General features: G+C 72.1%; 11 protein-coding genes. 2 read left to right on the top strand and 9 right to left on the bottom strand.

Annotated elements, in window-relative coordinates:
* Positions 1-7: 7 nt before the first annotated feature.
* The 5 genes from ACFYZ8_RS29615 to ACFYZ8_RS29635 form a co-directional block, all read right to left on the bottom strand.
* Positions 8-532 (bottom strand): hypothetical protein, encoded by a 525-nt coding sequence (locus ACFYZ8_RS29615; protein ID WP_359035100.1) that lies wholly within the window; start codon positions 530-532, stop codon positions 8-10.
* 276 nt (positions 533-808) lie between these two features.
* A complete protein-coding gene (locus ACFYZ8_RS29620) occupies positions 809-1,537 on the bottom strand; it encodes an SDR family oxidoreductase (protein WP_388538269.1) in 729 nt (242 codons plus the stop codon).
* Positions 1,538-1,586: 49 nt separating this feature from the next.
* Positions 1,587-2,069: a methylated-DNA--[protein]-cysteine S-methyltransferase gene (locus ACFYZ8_RS29625; protein WP_388538267.1), complete on the bottom strand. Its 483-nt coding sequence runs from the start codon at positions 2,067-2,069 to the stop codon at positions 1,587-1,589.
* Positions 2,070-2,078: 9 nt separating this feature from the next.
* Entirely contained in the window at positions 2,079-3,560 is a 1,482-nt protein-coding gene (locus ACFYZ8_RS29630; protein WP_388538265.1) for a DNA-3-methyladenine glycosylase 2 family protein, read from the bottom strand.
* Between the two features lie 49 nt (positions 3,561-3,609).
* Positions 3,610-5,592 (bottom strand): heavy metal translocating P-type ATPase, encoded by a 1,983-nt coding sequence (locus tag ACFYZ8_RS29635; RefSeq protein WP_388538263.1) that lies wholly within the window; start codon positions 5,590-5,592, stop codon positions 3,610-3,612.
* 35 nt (positions 5,593-5,627) lie between these two features.
* Between ACFYZ8_RS29635 and ACFYZ8_RS29640 the strand changes: the two genes are divergently transcribed.
* Positions 5,628-5,990, top strand: a complete 363-nt coding sequence (locus tag ACFYZ8_RS29640; protein ID WP_057608409.1) for a metalloregulator ArsR/SmtB family transcription factor — start codon at positions 5,628-5,630, stop codon at positions 5,988-5,990.
* A 16-nt stretch (positions 5,991-6,006) separates the two neighbouring features.
* Positions 6,007-7,140: an MFS transporter gene (locus ACFYZ8_RS29645; protein ID WP_388538394.1), complete on the top strand. Its 1,134-nt coding sequence runs from the start codon at positions 6,007-6,009 to the stop codon at positions 7,138-7,140.
* Between the two features lie 43 nt (positions 7,141-7,183).
* On the opposite strand, the gene ACFYZ8_RS29650 is transcribed toward ACFYZ8_RS29645, so the two are convergent.
* The 4 genes from ACFYZ8_RS29650 to ACFYZ8_RS29665 form a co-directional block, all read right to left on the bottom strand.
* A complete protein-coding gene (locus tag ACFYZ8_RS29650) occupies positions 7,184-11,047 on the bottom strand; it encodes a glycoside hydrolase family 2 TIM barrel-domain containing protein (RefSeq protein ID WP_388538261.1) in 3,864 nt (1,287 codons plus the stop codon).
* 307 nt (positions 11,048-11,354) lie between these two features.
* A complete protein-coding gene (locus tag ACFYZ8_RS29655) occupies positions 11,355-11,927 on the bottom strand; it encodes a hypothetical protein (protein WP_388538259.1) in 573 nt (190 codons plus the stop codon).
* Positions 11,928-12,158: 231 nt separating this feature from the next.
* Positions 12,159-12,668 carry an O-acetyl-ADP-ribose deacetylase gene (locus tag ACFYZ8_RS29660; RefSeq protein WP_359035113.1) on the bottom strand — a complete coding sequence of 170 codons (510 nt, stop codon included), beginning with the start codon at positions 12,666-12,668 and terminating at the stop codon, positions 12,159-12,161.
* 154 nt (positions 12,669-12,822) lie between these two features.
* On the bottom strand, positions 12,823-14,235 hold the full coding sequence (locus tag ACFYZ8_RS29665; RefSeq protein ID WP_359035115.1) for an NAD(P)/FAD-dependent oxidoreductase: 1,413 nt from the start codon (positions 14,233-14,235) through the stop codon (positions 12,823-12,825).
* Positions 14,236-14,758: the final 523 nt, after the last annotated feature.

The raw sequence follows: 14,758 nt of genomic DNA on the forward strand, positions 1-14,758 counted from the left end.
TCAGGGATCAGCTCAGCCCGAGATTGGCCAGTGCGGTCGTCCAGTCCGTGACGATCGCGTCCTGGGCGTCGGCGAGGGTGACCGTGCCGGCACAGACGGCCTTCTTGAGCTTGTTCTCGACGGTGTCCTTGTTGGCGGCGGTCGTGGTGCCGTACTCCGGCTCGGGCCAGAGGTTGAGCTCGCTCTTGGGGGCACCGCCGAGTTCGAGGGGGACGAAGTGGTCCTCCTCGTAGTCCGAGGTGCTGGTGTCCGTGTAGCCGTACTCGACGATCTGCGTCTTCTTCAGCGCGGTGGTGTAGGAGCTGGACGGCCGGACGGTCGCGGTCCATCCGGAGACGCAGATCGTGGAGCCGATGGTGGACTGGGTGACGTCCGGATTGAAGTCGCCGGGCTGGCAGCTGGGGTCGGGGAGGGGGAGGTAGTCCTGGCTGCAGCTCTGCGCGTGGGCGGTGCCGGCTGCGACGGTGAGGCCGGCGGCGGCGAGGGCGAGGGAGGAAAGCGCTGTGACCAGCGAGCGGGATATTCGGGGCATGGGGGGCTCTCCCGGAGCGGTGCCCGGCAGGAATTCCGGGCGGTCGGGAGCATGTCAACATCGGAAGTATCTATGCGGGTAGAGCCGTTTGCCGACCGCAGAGATTCCTTGCTGAACATTTGCGTTCGGTGGGGCGGGTGGAGAGCAGGTCATGGACCGCGCTTGGTTGTCGGTACCGCGCGCCAGGCCCGCTGACGGGCCTCTCGACACCTCAACTAAGGCTGTTCGAGAGGCCGATGGAGAAGCAGCTGACCGAAGTCCTTGGGCGAGGTCCGCTCAGACCGCCATCAGCGCCGCCAGGGCGCGGTCCATCGCGGCGTTGAACTCTTCCGGCATCAGCGGCAGACGGGACTTGACGTCCCGACTCCACTGGTCGGCGAGGACCTCGGCGGAGCCCGCCTCCACACCGTCGAGCGCCGCGTCGGCAAGGTCCGACGGAGCGATCTTGGCCACTGGCCAGCCCGCCGCCATGTCGGTGTCGGCCATGCCGAGGTGTACCGCTGTGACCAGGGTGCCCTGCTCGGCGAGCTCCAGGCGGACGCCGTTGGTCATGGCCCAGGCGGCGGCCTTGGTCAGGTGGTAGGCGCCCGCGCCCCTGCCCCCGAACCACGACATGGCGGAGAGGACGTTGACGATCGCGCCCCCGCCGTTCCCGGCGAGCGTCGGCGCGAACTCCCGGATCATTCCCAGGTGGCCGAACATGTTGGTCTCCAGCTCGTGCCGCACCGCGTCCAGCGAACCGGTCACCAGGTCGGTTCCGGTGCTGATTCCCGCGTTGTTGACGAGCAGCGAGACGTCCGGGGCGGCCTCGGCGGCGGCCCGCACGGATGCGGGATCGGCGATGTCGAGGGGCAGCACCTCGACCCCGGGCAGGTCCACGGTCTCGGGCCGGCGGGCCGTCGCGTAGACCTTGCGGGCGCCCCGTTCGAGCAGGCGCTGGGCGAAGGCGCGGCCCAGGCCGCGGTTGGCTCCGGTGACAAGGGCGACGGAGTTGTTGATGTCCATGGCCGGTACGCTAAAACCTGACGCTGACGTCAGAGGCAAGTGCTGATCGTCAGAACAGCGACGCGCCCCGCTCGAAGTCCAGCAGCCGCTGCTTGCGCTCCAGTCCGCCGCCGTATCCCGTGAGGCTGCCGTCGGCGCCGACCACGCGGTGGCAGGGGACGATGATGCCGATGGGGTTCCTGCCGTTGGCGAGGCCTACCGCGCGGGAGGCCTTGGGGTTGCCGAGGGCGTCGGCGAGTTCGCCGTAGGTGCGGGTCTGACCGTGCGGGATCCGGCGGAGCTGTTCCCAGACCGTGCGCTGGAAGGGCGTTCCGTGCAGGCGCAGTTCGAGTGTGAACTCCTGCAACTCGCCGTCGAAGTAGGCCTTCAGCTGGTCCTCGGCCTCCTTGGACCATCCGTCGTCCGGTTCCCCGAAGGTCTCCGGTGACGGGCGGTGGCGCTGGTCGGTCATGTAGAGCCCGCACAGGACGCCGTCGTCGGCGACGAGGGTCAGAGGGCCGTAGGGGCTGTCGATCACGGTGTGCTGTCTCACTGAACGTCCTCACACGGGAAGGAAGTTGATCGGGTGGCTGTCGGTCGCCCACAGGTACTGGACGGCGTAGGCCCGCCAGGGCCGCCAGGCCGCCGCGCGGGCGGTCAGGGCGGCCGGGGTCGAGGGCAGGCCCAACTCCTGGGCGGCGCGGCGGATCCCGAGGTCGGTCGGGAGGAAGGCGTCGGGGTCGCCGAGGGCGCGCATGGCGATGACGTCGACCGTCCAGGGGCCGAAGCCGGGCAGGCCGAGGAGGCGGGTCCGGGTCTCCGTCCAGTCGGTCTCCACGCCCAACTGGAGGGATCTGTCGGCCAGTTGGGCGACCAGGGTCGTGAAGGTCGTACGGCGGGTGCGGGGCATCGCGAGCGAGGCGGGGGCGAGCGCGGCGAGTGCCTCGGGGGTCGGGAAGAGGTGGGTGAGGCCGCCCTCGGGGTCGTCGACGGGATCACCGTGGGCCGTGACCAGGCGGGCCGCGTGAGTGCGGGCCGCCGCCGTGGAGACCTGCTGGCCCAGCACGGCCCGTACGGCGAACTCCGCCTCGTCGACCGTGCGCGGGACGCGTCGGCCGGGCGCCTTGTCCACCAGGGGTGCCAGGAGCGGGTCCGTGCGCAACTGGTCGTCGATCGCGACCGGGTCGGCGTCGAGGTCGAGCATCCGGCGGCAGCGGCTGATGGCGACGGTCAGGTCGCGCAGGTCGCTCAGCCTCAGCCGGCAGGCGACGTGGTCGGGGCGGGGTGTGAGGGCCACGATGCCGTGTCCGTACGGCAGTCGCAGCGTGCGCCGGTACGCGCCGTCCCGCCACTCCTCCACTCCCGGCACGGCGGTGGCCGCGAGGTGGCCGAAGAGGTTGTCGGGGTTGAGGGGGGCGCGGAACGGCAGGCGCAGGGAGAGGAAGCCGGGGGTGTCCGGCGTGGACTTCTTCGCGGCCCGCGTGCGCAGGTCGCTCGGCGAGAGCGCGAAGACCTCGCGCACGGTGTCGTTGAAGGTGCGGATCGCGGAGAACCCGGCCGCGAAGGCGATGTCCGCCATCGGGAGCGCGGTCGTCTCGATGAGGATCCTCGCGGTCTGGGCGCGCTGGGCGCGGGCGAGGGCGAGCGGGCCGGCGCCGAGTTCGGCGAGCAGCTGGCGTTCGATCTGCCGGGTGCTGTATCCGAGCCGGGCGGCGAGACCGGGCACGCCCTCGCGGTCGACCACTCCGTCGGCGATCAGCCGCATCGCGCGGGCCACGAGGTCGGCGCGCTGGTTCCACTCCGGCGAGCCCGGACTGGTGTCGGGCCGGCACCGCTTGCAGGCGCGGAACCCGGCCTGCTGGCAGGCGGCCGCGCTCGGGTAGAAGGTCATGTTCTCGGGCTTGGGCGGTACCACCGGGCAGCTGGGCCGGCAGTAGATGCGGGTCGTCAGGACGGCGGTGAAGAACCATCCGTCGAACCGCGCGTCCTTCGACTGCACGGCGCGCACACAGCGCTCGGTCTCGGTGTACATCCCCGTCTGCATGCGTCCAGCATCGACCACCCGGCCGGCCCGGGCTGGCGAGAATCCGACATCAACCTCGCGTGCCCTGGGCCGGGGCCCGCTCCTGGCGCCACGCGGACTCACGCAGCAGCCGCAGCCCGTTGAGGCCGACGAGGACCGTCGAGCCCTCGTGCCCGGCGACTCCGAGCGGCAGCGGGAGGTGGCCGAGGAGGTCCCACAGGACGAGTCCGGTGATGAAGGCACCCGCGATCAGCAGATTCTGCAGGACCAGCCGGCGGGCGGCCCGGGACAGCCGTACGACCGCCGGAACGGTCGCGAGCTCGTCCCGCACGACGACCGCGTCCGCCGTCTCCAGCGCGAGGTCGGAGCCCGCACGGCCCATGGCGATGCCGGAGTGGGCGGCGGCGAGCGCGGGTGCGTCGTTGACGCCGTCCCCGACGAACAGCACCTTGCGTCCGGCGTCCTGGAGCTCCCGTACGGCGTCCACCTTGCCCTCGGGCAGCAGGTCGGCGCGGACGTCCACCAGGCCGGTGGCCTCGGCGACCCGGGCGGCGGCCCGGGCGTTGTCGCCGGTGAGCAGGACGGGCGCGGTGCCGGTCAGGGTGGTGAGCGCGGCAGTGGTGGCGGGAGCGCCGGGGCGGAGACGGTCGGTGAGGGCGAGGGTGCCGAGGGGGACGCCGTCGCCGGTCACGAGGACGACGGTGGCGGCGGCCTCAAGGGGGTCCGCGCCGTTGTCCGGGAGGTCGAGGGCCGCCCGCCCGACCCCGATGACCTGCCCTTCGACCACTGCCGTCACCCCGCGCCCGGGCACGGCGGCGAAGTCCCGCGCGTCCGCGATCCGCAGCCCCCGCTCCCGTGCCGCCCTGACGACCGCGCGGGCCAGCGGATGCTCGCTGGGGTGCTCGGCCGCGGCGGCCAGGGCGAGGAGGGTGTCCGGGGTCAGCCCGGAGCCCGGCAGCGGTCGTACGGCCGAGACCTCCGGCGCTCCCTCCGTCAGCGTTCCGGTCTTGTCGAGGGCCACGGCGTCCACCTCGCCCAGCCGTTCCATGGCGACCGCCGACTTGACCAGGACGCCGTGCCGGCCGGCGCTGGCGATGGCGGACAGCAGGGGCGGCATGGTCGCGAGGACGACCGCGCACGGCGAGGCGACGATCATGAAGGTCATCGCGCGCAGCAGCGCGTCGGTGAGACCGGCGCCGAACAGCATCGGCACACCGAACACGGCGAGCGTGGCGATCACGACGCCCACCGCGTACCGCTGTTCGATCTTCTCGATGAACAGCTGCGTCGGCGCCTTGGTGCGGGAGGCCTCCTCGACCAGGGTCACGATGCGGGCGATCACGGAGTCGGCGGGGTCGCGCTCCACGCGGACGCGCAGCGCGCCGGTGCCGTTGAGGGTGCCGGCGAAGACCTCGTCGCCGGGGCCCTTGGCGACGGGGAGGGGTTCGCCGGTGATGGTGGCCTGGTCGGCCTCGCTCGCGCCGTCCAGGACCCGGCCGTCGGCGCCGATGCGCTCGCCGGGCCGGATCAACAGGACGTCACCCACGGCGAGTTCACCGGTCGGGACGGTCTCCTCGCCGTGTTCCGTCACCCGGGTCGCCGTCGTGGGCGCGAGGTCGAGCAGTCCGCGTACCGAGTCGGCGGTGCGGGCGGTGGCCAGGGCCTCCAGCGCGCCGGACGTGGCGAAGATGACGATCAGCAGGGCGCCGTCCAGGACCTGGCCGATCGCGGCCGCGCCGAGCGCGGCGACGATCATCAGCAGGTCGACGTCCAGGGTCCTCCCGCGCAGTGCCCGGAGCCCTTCGAGGGCCGGTTCCCAGCCGCCGGTGGCGTAGGCGAGCGCGTACAGCGGGCCGTACGCCCACCACGGCAGGCCGCCGAGGTCCAGCGCGAGACCGAGCAGGAACGCGGCGGTCGAGGCCAGCGCCCAGCGGGCCTCGGGGAGGGCGAGCACCCGGGTGCGCCGGGGCGCCGGCCGAGCGGGTGGGGGGACACGGACGGGGGTCAGGGTCGTGGACACCCGAACACCATACAGGAACACATGAAGACTCATTCATCTGTTCAAGTGTGATGGGTAAGATACCGCCCATGGGTCATGGAGCCGTCACCACCGCGCAGGAAACCGCCGAGCGCGTACGCCTGGACGCGGCGAACGTGGCCAAGGTCGCCACCACCCTCCAGGCCCTCTCCACCCCCTCCCGCCTGCTGATTCTCGCCAGGCTGCGCGAAGGACCGCTGCCGGCCACGGAGTTGGCCGCCGAGGTGGGCATGGAGCAGTCGGCGTGCTCGCACCAGCTGCGGCTGCTGCGCAACCTGGGCCTGGTCGTGGGCGAGCGCCGGGGCCGGTCGGTGGTGTACGCGCTGCACGACCACCATGTCGCCGAGCTGCTCGACCAGGCCGTCTACCACGTGGAGCACCTTCGGCTGGGGCTCAGTGACGCCACCGAGTGAGCCGCCCCGGCGCCTGATGTGGCCGCTGTACGCGGCCGGGTTCACCACCGCCTTCGGCGCGCACGGCATCGCCGCGAACCTCGGCGCCGATTCGGCCGACGCGGTCACCTCACTGCTCGTCCTGGGCGGACTGCTCGCCCTGTACGACGGTGCCGAGGTCCTGCTCAAGCCGCTGTTCGGCACGGTCGCCGACCGGATCGGGGCGCGTCCCGTGCTGCTCGGCGGACTGGTGGCCTTCGCCGTCGCGTCCGCGCTCTACGCCCTCGCCGACAGCCCCGGCTGGCTGTGGGCCGCGAGGCTCGGGCAAGGTGCGGCGGCCTCCGCCTTCTCCCCTGCCGCGTCCGCGCTGGTGTCCCGGCTGAATCCGGCCGCCAAACAGGGCCGGGCCTTCGGGAGTTACGGCTTCTACAAGTCCGTCGGCTACACCCTCGGCCCGCTGCTGGGCGGGGTGCTGGTGTGGGCGGGCGGGCTGCGGCTGCTGTTCACCGTGCTGGCGGTGCTGGGCGCGGCCGTGGCGGTGTGGGCGCTGCTCGCCGTACCCGTCGTACCGCCGCTCCCGCGGGCCCGGCAGACGGTCCTGGACCTGGCGCGACGGCTGGCCGACCCGGCGTTCCTGATCCCGACGGCCGCGCTCGCCGGGGCGACGGCCGCGCTCTCGGTGGGCGTCGGCTTCCTGCCCGTGTCGGGCGCGGTGGCGGGACTCGGCACGGTGGCGACGGGGGCCGCGGTGTCGGTGCTCGCGGCCTGCGCGGCGGTCGTACAACCGCGCGCCGGGCGGGCGTTGGACGCGGGGCGGGTCACGGTACGGGGTGGGCTGAGTGCCGGGTTGGTGCTGGCGGCGGCGGGTCTGGGCTGCGCGATGCTGCCGGGACTCGCGGGTGTGCTGCCGGCGGCCGCGCTGATCGGCGTCGGGACGGGGCTGATCACCCCCCTTGGGTTCGCGGCGCTCGCGGCCTCGGCTCCTCCGGAACGGCTGGGGCAGACGATGGGGGCGGCCGAGCTCGGGCGTGAACTCGGGGACGCGGGTGGGCCGTTGCTGGTCGCGGCAGTGGCCGCGGCGGCGACCCTGACATATGGCTACGGGGTGCTGGCGGTGCTGCTGGCGTGCGGACCATTGGTGGCGGTGGGCCTGCTTCGCCGGCGTGGGTGAGGCGTTCCCCGGCGTACCGGGGGCGCCCCACCCGCGCTGTGCGCTAGGAGGTGGCGGTCGGCCGTCGTGAGGCCGCCGTCGCGCGGGTCACGTCCGTCAGCGGCCGCAGCCGGTACGTGTACGCGTAGTCCCGGTCGGCGAACAGCTTGTACTCGTCGTGGGTGTGCGCGCCCCAGCTGTTGTCGCCCCCGACACCCATCTGCCGGTGGTTGATCCTGAGGACGACCGCGTCGCGCGGGGTGAGCTGGTAGTCGTGGCGCACCCCGTTGGACAGGTCCTCGGGGGTGAAGTGCGAGGCGTTGACCTCCAGGAGCGGCTCACCGGACACGAGCAGTCCCACGCCGTGGCGGTCGGTGAGGGCCGCCCAGCGCACATCCGTCTTGTTGCCGTTCTCCTGGGGGCGGATGTAGGAGGTCCACTGCTCGGCGACGGTCCCGGACCAAAGCCCCACGTCGGTACCGTCGTTGCGGTCCCAGTGGTTCTCCTCGGGTCCGCGGCCGTAGTAGTGCAGCCGGTCCAGCCGGCGCGGCAGGAACAGGAGCGTGCCGACCTCCGGGATGTACGGCAGCGAACTCGCCCCGGGACGCAGGGTGTTGTCGACCTTGATCTCGCCGTTGCCGAAGACCGTGTAGGTCGTGGAGTACGTCGACTCGGTCGTCGTCGGCAGGGTGCCGCTCACCTTGATCTCGACGGCCCGGTCCCCCAGTGCCCGCACGCTCACGTCGGTCACCTTGCGGTGCGCACCCGCGTCGCGCCAGGTCTGGTTGCGGGTGTGCTGTCCGTTGCCGTGGTCGTTGTCGGTGGGCGCGCGCCAGAAGTTGGGCACGGGACCGGAGGTGATCAGACGGGTGCCGTGGGCCTTGTACGACGTGATGGTGCCGCTGCCCTTGTCGACGACGACGGTGAAGTCCTTGCCGGTGACGGTGACTTGGCCGGAGGCGTCCTTGCAGGTCAGTGCCGGGACCTTCGCGAGCGGTACCGGCGTCACCGCCGGGCTCTCCGCGTCGACGGCGAGCTGCTGCTTGGCCACCTCGAAGCCGGCCTTCGCCCAGGGGGTGGACTCCCTGGTGGTGAAGGAGAGCTGGAGGAAGTACTCGGTGCCGGGGGCGGGGGCGCTCGGCAGCTTGTACGGGACGGTGATGTTCTTGCTCGACAGCGGTGCCAGGTTCAGCTGCTCCCGGGTCAGCTTCCCGCGCTGCACCACTTCGCCGTCGGCGGTGAGCGTCCAACTGCCGTCTAGTTCACGAAGGTTGGTGAAAAGGTACTCGTTGGTCAGGGTCACCGAGCCGTCCGTGGCCCAGGACGCGTTCACGGCCTGGTAGATCTGCTTGACCTCGGCGGCCTTGCCGGTGTGGCCGCGGTCGGCGGTGACGATGCCGTCCGCGACGAAGGCGCCGTCGTTGGGGTTGTCCCCCCAGTCGCCCCCGAAGGCGAAGAAGGTCTTCTGCTCGGGCCGCTTCTCGCTGACTCCCACGGTCGCCGCGTCGAACCAGAACCGCACGCCCTCGTCGCCCGGCCCCCGGCTCTCGGAGGCCAGTTCGGCGGCGCTCAGGGGGCGGGCGTACACCCGTGCCTTCCTGATCGTGCCGCTGAACTCCCGTGTGGGGTTGTCGACATCGACGGCCAGCGCGAGTGGCGCGGTGTTGCCGCCGGGCCGCTGTGTGGTGGTCCTGGTCGCCCTGACCTGGCCGTCCACGTGGAGGGTCAGCGTGCCCGCGGCCGCGTCGAAGACACCGGCGACATGGTGCTCCCGGCCCGTCCAGTCGTCCGGCAGCGCCCAGGTGGCGGTGATCCACTGACCGCCGCCGTAGATGAAGAACTCCAGTGTCCTCCCGGACTGTTTGAGGGCGTAGTGGGTGTCGCCCTTGGCGATGATCGGCTGGTGATAGCCGGTCACCTTCGGGGTGATCCAGGCCTCCAGGGTCAGTGAGCCGGTGAGGTCGAGGCGGGCGTCGCGGGCGAAGACGGTGCCACCGGAGACACCCTTGTCGCGGTCGAACCGGGCCCTCGCGGGAAGGACTTCACCCTTCAGCGCGCCGGGTCCGCTCTCGGTGAGCAACTGGCGCACCGGGACGGGCTCGCTGAGGGACTGGTCGACGAAGTCCCAGATCCAGCCGCCCTGGAGGACGGGGTAGCGGCGCACGATGTCCCAGTACTTCTTGAAGTTGCCGTTGGAGTTCCCCATCGCGTGGCAGTACTCGATCATCACGTACGGCCGGGTGTCGGAGGTGTCCTTGGCGCGCTGCTCCACGCGCGCGGGGCTCTCGTACATCTCCGAGCGGATGTCGCTGATGGTGGGCCGGTCGTCGCCCTCGTACTGGACGACGCGGGTGGTGTCGTACGACTTGATCCAGTCGCGCATGTTCACGAAGGTGCTGCCGCCGCCCGCCTCGTTGCCGAGGGACCAGATCACCACCGAGGCGTGGTTCTTGTCGCGATGGACCATGTTCTGGGCGCGCGCCACACAGGCCGCGCTCCAGTCGGGGTGGTCGCCGGGGTACTGGTCGCGGATGCCGTGGGTCTCCAGATTGGTCTCGTCGACGAGGTACAGGCCGTACTCGTCGGCGAGTTCGAGCCACAGCGGATTGTTGGGGTAGTGGGAGGTGCGGACGGAGTTGATGTTCATCCGCTTGATGATCGTGATGTCCTTCACGAGGTCCGCGCGGGTGAGCGCGGTGCCGCGGTCGGGGTGCATCTCGTGGCGGTTGGTGCCGCGGAAGGAGACGGGCTTGCCGTTGATGCGCATCAACCCGTCCTTGAGCGCGAACTCCCGCAGGCCGACGCGGTGCGAGAGCGTCTCGATCACCTTGCCGGCGGGGTCGCGCAGCCGCAGGACGGCGGTGTAGAGGTTCGGGTGCTCGGCCGACCACAGCTTGGGCGCGGGCACGGCCTTCGCGGCCTGGACGGTCGTCTCGTCGCCGGATTCGAGGGCGACGGCCTGCTGGAGCGGGCGGGACCAGACCGGGTGGCCGCCCGCGTCGTAGAGCTGCGTCTCGACCGTGTAGCGGCCCGCGTTGCCGCCGCCGTAGTCGCGCACGCTCGCGGTGACCGAGAGCTCGGCGGAGGTGTAGTCGTCGGCGAGCGGGGTGTCCAGCTTGAAGTCGCGCAGGTGTACGGCCGGGGTGGAGTACAGGTAGACCGAGCGGAAGATGCCGCTCAGCCGGATCATGTCCTGGTCCTCCAGCCAGTCCCCGTCGGAGAAGCGGTAGACCTCGACGGCGATCTGGTTGCTGCCCGGCTTGAGGTGCTCGGTGATGTCGTACTCGGCGGGGGTGAAGGAGTCCTCGTGGTACCCGACGAGTTCGCCGTTGATCCACACGTAGTGGGCCGACTTGACGCCCTCGAAGTGCAGGAAGGTCCGCCGCCCCGACCAGTCCTTCGGCACGGTGAAGGTGCGCCGGTACTGGCCGACGGGGTTGTAGCGGGTCGGGGCGGCGGGCGGCTGGGCCTCCTCGCCGAGGCCGTTGGGGCCCCACCACGGGTAGGTGATGTTGACGTAGATCGGGAAGTCGTAGCCATGCACCTGCCAGACCGAGGGCACAGGAATGGTGTCCCAGTCCCTGTCGTCCACGTCGGTGCGGTAGAAGTCGGTGTCCCGGTCGGCGGGCCGGTCGGCGTAGGCGAACTTCCACGTGCCGTCGAGGCTCACGCGGTACGGCGAACGGGTGCGGTCGGCGGCGAGCGCCTGGCGGGTGTCGGCGTACGGCATGAGGGTGGTGTGCGGGGGCTGGGTGCCCACCCGAAAGAGGTCGATGGCACCGTTCCACTCCGGGGCCGGGGTGCCCTCCGCCGCGTGGCCGCGGGCGGCGAGGGGGCCGGAGGAGAGGGCGAGGGCGCCGAGGACGGCCGCCCCCGACTCCAGCAGACGCCTGCGGCTGATGGGGGCAGGCAGGTACGGGTGGGGCATCGGTGGAACCTTCCTCGGGACGACAGTGCGGTGTACGTACTGAGGGAGCGTCAATTCCTGTGCGCTATTGGTGACTTTGAGGCACAGGATGCGACTCAACCTAGATCCCGAAGAGTTCCGAGGCAATGACCTTGTCGGACCTTGTGGGGTCCTGGGGACATGACGACATGCGGCACCCCCGCGTGCGGTACGCGGGGGTGCCGTGGGTGTGGTGCCGTGGGTGGCGTGGTGCCATGGGTGGCGTGGTGCCATGGGTGGCGTAGTGCCGTGGGTGGCGTAGTGCCGTGGGTGGCGTGGTGCCGTTGTGTCAGCCGGTGGCCGGCAAGGAGGGCAGTCCGCCGCCGAGAAGTCCGGTGACCGCTCCGACCACGGTGCCGAGGAGACCGGTGACCGCACCCAGCACACCGCTGACATCCAGCGAGGTCAGCGACTTGAGCAGGTCGTCGACCGTGGACTGGAGCGAGGCCAGCAGGTCGGACACCGGGTCGCCCGCCGCCGCGGACCGGTCCGTGCCGCTCAGCTGCCGCACCCCTTCCTGGACCTCGGCGTTCGCCGTCTCCACGGCCTTGGCGTGGGCGGCCGCCTCGCTCGCGTCGAGGTGGGTGCCGTTCAGGGTGGTGAGGCCGGTGACGGCGTCGAGGAGGGGCTGCAGGACGGGCTGCAGGACGCTGCCGTGCTCGGTCCGGTCCAGCGCGCCGAGGCGGTCCGCGGTGGTGGCCGCGTCTTCGGTGCCGTGGGTGGTGGCCGTCTGTGTCACAGCGGGGTCCGAGGCGCCGCGGCCCGCGTCGACGGCGGCGGCCGCGGTGCCGACCGGGCCGAGGATCAGCGCGGCACAGACCAGGGACGGCAGGAGAAGGCCGCGGGGGGCGAGGGGGCGCATGCGGGGGTCCTTTCGAAGTACTTCGTTGGGCCCACCGTGAGAACCGCCCGGGCGTCCCGCAACCGGTCACTCGCCCCCGTCCCCGGCTGTCCACCGCGTCGATGCGGCCCTGAACAGGAACTTTCCCGGTGCGCCCCGCGGTTTTCGACGCCTGGAGGCGTTCACCCGTCAGGGTTTGTCTTGCCCGGCCGCCGGTGCGGCTGCCCGGCCGCCGGTGCGGCTCCCCGGCCGTCAGGCGACCTGTCCCGCGAACGCCTCGTACGCCTCCGCGTCGAACAGCACGAACCGGACCTCCTCGACCGCGGTCTCCGTCTCCCGTACGGTCTCCACCGCGATCCGCGCGGCGTCCTCGACCGGCCAGCCATAGATGCCTGCGGACACGGCCGGGAAGGCGACGGTCCGGGCGCCCAGTTCGTCGGCGACGCGCAGGGACTCGCGGTAGCAGGAGGCCAGCAGCTCCGAGCGGTCCTCCTCGCGGCTGTAACGGGGGCCGACGGTGTGGATCACCCAGCGCGCGTCCAGGTCGCCGGCGGTGGTGGCGACGGCTTTGCCGGTGGCCAGACCCTTGCCGTAGTGGGAGGCGCGCAGTTTTCGGCAGTCCGCGAGGATCGCGGGGCCGCCGCGGCGGTGGATGGCGCCGTCGACTCCTCCCCCGCCGAGCAGGGAGGAGTTCGCGGCGTTGACGATCGCGTCGGCGCGCTCTTCGGTGATGTCGCCCTGGACGAGCCTGATGGTGGTCATGACCACCACTCTTGCAGCCCGCCCCGCGCGGGGGCTGCCCGGTTTGGCGGAGCACGGTCGTGGCCGGTATCGGCGGGCTACGGCTGCGGACGGTTTTGGCGGGCCGCGGCCGTGGCCGGTTGAGCGGACCGCGGCCGTGGCCGGTTCGTGGGCCTCAGATCTCCTGCCGCAGCCTGCGCCATACGGCCTTCGCCGCGTTGTGGCCCGACATACCGTGCACGCCGGGCCCCGGCGGGGTCGCCGACGAGCAGATGAAGACGGCAGGGTGCGGGGTGCCGTACGGGGACAGGGAGAGCCTGGGGCGCAGCATGATCTGGAGTCCGGTGACCGCGCCGGAGGCGATGTCGCCGCCGACGTAGTTGGCGTTGCGGGCGGCCAGTTCGGGCGGTCCGGCAGTGGCTCGGGCGAGGACACGGTCGCGGAACCCCGGAGCGAAGCGCTCCAGTTGGCGCTCGATGGCGTCGGTGAGATCGCCGGTCCAGCCGCTGGGGACATGGCCGTACGCCCAGAAGACGTGTTTTCCGGCCGGAGCCCGGCCGGGGTCGACGACACTCGGCTGCACCGTGATCATGAACGGCCTGTCCGGCGCGCGGCCCTCACGGGACGCGGCGCGCAGGGCGGTGCCGATCTCCGCGGTGTCGGCGCCGATCTGCACGGTGCCCGCGGCGCGCGCCTCCTTCGCGGTCCACGGCACGGGCCCGTCAAGGGCGTAGTCGACCTTGAAGACGCCCGGGCCGTAGCGGTAGCCCTCGTAGTAGTTGCCGAAGCCGGCGATCCTGGCCAGGGCGGTCGGCGAGGTGTCGAAGACGTACGCGCGGGCCGGCGGCAGGTCGTCGAGCCGCTTGACCTCGTAATCGGTGTGGACGCTGCCGCCGAGGTCCGTGAGGTACGCGGCGAGCGCGTCGGAAATCGACTGGGAGCCGCCGCGCGCCACGGGCCAGCCGCGCGCGTGTGCCGCGAGGGCGAAGACCAGGCCGATGGCGCCGGTGGCGAAGCCGCCGAGCGGGGCCATGACATGCGCGACGAGCCCGGCGAACAGGGTCTTCGCGCGCTCGTCGCGGAAACGGCGCATCAGCCAGGTCGACGGGGGCAGGCCGACGAGACCGAAGCGGGCCAGGGTGACCGGGTCGCGGGGCAGCGCGCTCGCGGGCAGGGACATGAAGTCGCGGGCCAGGGTGTCCCACTTGGGCAGGAACGGCTCGACGAGCCTTCGGTACGTCCCCGCGTCGCGCGGCCCGAAGGAGGCGGCCGTCTCGGCGACCGACCTCGACAGCACGGCGGCGGTGCCGTCGGTGAAGGGGTGCGCCATGGGCAGCTCGGCGTGCAGCCACTCCAGGCCGTAGCGCTCCAGGGGCAGGGCGCGGAACGCCGGGGAGTTGATACCGAGGGGGTGGGCCGCGGAGCACGGGTCGTGCAGGAAGCCGGGGAGGGTCAGCTCCTCGGTGCGGGCGCCCCCGCCCACGGTGCCGCGCGCCTCGAAGACGGCCACGGAGAAGCCGCGCCGGGCCAGCTCCACGGCAGCCGTCAGTCCGTTCGGCCCCGCACCCACCACGACCGCATCGAGCATCGACGGCACCTTCGGACCCCTTCGTCAGCCGATGGCCAGAGGATCAGGATATGCCGGGGGACCGACAGTCTCGGGGTGCGGGGGTAAGTCGGGGGGGGCGGAGTCCGGCGGTGGGGAGCCCAGGACGACCACGCCCCGGCCCGACCGAGCCCGCCCACGCCCGGACTCCGACCTGCTTCCGCCGTCCCACCTGCTGCCGCCCGACTCCCACCTGCTGCCGCCCGACTCCGACCCGCGACCGCCCACCCCGGCCCCCCGCGACATCCGGACCGTGGCCGCACTGCCCCCCGGGCCCGTCCGGTCCCCAGCCTCCCGACCCCGGGGCCAGGCTCCGCAGCAGGCCTGGCCGACGCCCGGTCGCCCCGGCGCGGAGCAGGCGCGTTGACGCCGGTCTGCGGGACTGCGGGACTGCGGGACTGCGGGACTGCGGGACTGCGGGACTGCGGGACTGCGGGACTGCGGGACTGCGGGACTGCGGGACTGCGGGACTGCGGACATGTTGGCCACATGTCGACGGCGGATG

This window comes from Streptomyces sp. NPDC001668 (genome assembly GCF_042893155.1).
GTDB lineage: Bacteria > Actinomycetota > Actinomycetes > Streptomycetales > Streptomycetaceae > Streptomyces.

Bases quoted from the DNA above. Each gene is read 5' to 3' on its own strand.
- ACFYZ8_RS29665 (WP_359035115.1), bottom strand. From the start codon at position 14,235: ATGCTCGATGCGGTCGTGGTGGGTGCGGGGCCGAACGGACTGACGGCT.
- ACFYZ8_RS29635 (WP_388538263.1), bottom strand. From the start codon at position 5,592: ATGAGTCTTCATGTGTTCCTGTATGGTGTTCGGGTGTCCACGACCCTG.
- ACFYZ8_RS29620 (WP_388538269.1), bottom strand. From the start codon at position 1,537: ATGGACATCAACAACTCCGTCGCCCTTGTCACCGGAGCCAACCGCGGC.
- ACFYZ8_RS29655 (WP_388538259.1), bottom strand. From the start codon at position 11,927: ATGCGCCCCCTCGCCCCCCGCGGCCTTCTCCTGCCGTCCCTGGTCTGT.
- ACFYZ8_RS29645 (WP_388538394.1), top strand. From the start codon at position 6,007: ATGTGGCCGCTGTACGCGGCCGGGTTCACCACCGCCTTCGGCGCGCAC.
- ACFYZ8_RS29630 (WP_388538265.1), bottom strand. From the start codon at position 3,560: ATGCAGACGGGGATGTACACCGAGACCGAGCGCTGTGTGCGCGCCGTG.
- ACFYZ8_RS29660 (WP_359035113.1), bottom strand. From the start codon at position 12,668: ATGACCACCATCAGGCTCGTCCAGGGCGACATCACCGAAGAGCGCGCC.
- ACFYZ8_RS29640 (WP_057608409.1), top strand. From the start codon at position 5,628: ATGGGTCATGGAGCCGTCACCACCGCGCAGGAAACCGCCGAGCGCGTA.
- ACFYZ8_RS29615 (WP_359035100.1), bottom strand. From the start codon at position 532: ATGCCCCGAATATCCCGCTCGCTGGTCACAGCGCTTTCCTCCCTCGCC.
- ACFYZ8_RS29650 (WP_388538261.1), bottom strand. From the start codon at position 11,047: ATGCCCCACCCGTACCTGCCTGCCCCCATCAGCCGCAGGCGTCTGCTG.